The organism is Pseudarthrobacter sp. PS3-L1 (assembly GCF_030063285.1).
Lineage (GTDB): Bacteria > Actinomycetota > Actinomycetes > Actinomycetales > Micrococcaceae > Arthrobacter.
This window is the reverse complement of the sequence record NZ_JASISU010000018.1, coordinates 1-637: the sequence shown is the minus strand read 5'-3', so window position 1 is coordinate 637 and position 637 is coordinate 1. Positions and strand designations below refer to the sequence as shown.

Annotated in this window: 1 protein-coding gene; it reads left to right on the top strand. The window is 55.3% G+C overall.

What is annotated here, in order from left to right; genetic code table 11:
• Nucleotides 1-262: 262 nt before the first annotated feature.
• Entirely contained in the window at nt 263-514 is a 252-nt protein-coding gene (locus tag QMG79_RS16585; protein WP_283539736.1) for a hypothetical protein, read from the top strand.
• The last annotated feature ends 123 nt before the right edge of the window (nt 515-637 follow it).

Here is a 637-nt window from a genome sequence, read left to right as displayed (position 1 = left end):
GTCATATATGAGCGGACGTTCTCATTTAGGACCCCGAATAAGCCTTATTGGCAGTCTCCCGGTAACGAGCTTCCAACGGCAAGTAGTCGAATCTCTTTACCCGCAACCGTCCTGTACGAGCCCACCCAGTGACCTCGCACGTATCCCGGTGGTCTTGGTGGCGGGCGTTCACTGACTGGTGCATGCCCCGCCCACTCCCAGGCAGGCACCGGAAACACGGCCCCGCCACAGAGCGGTTCATCAAACAACTACAGGAGACATTGTGAGCAAGAAGAAAAAAGACCAGCAGGAACTCGGGTTTGACGTTGACGTAACCGCAACGGACGGCGTAAAAATCCCGCTCCGAATTCAAATTCAGTACCCAGACGGGTACGGGTACTACGCCGCAAAAGCTCTCCAAGCAATGCCAGAAAACATGGACGGCGTATGGGACGAACTGATCCACCGCCAAGACGCAAGCACCCTCAAAGTAATGATGAACTCCAAGCACTACCAGGGCGGCGATGACGAATGACCCTCCTTGACCGGATCAAGGCACGATGGGCCGCAGCAACATCAGGGCCATACGAGGCAATCACAACTGGTGTTCGGGGCGGCGATCACTGGTATGTGTGTGCTGCTGATGAATCAATTGCTT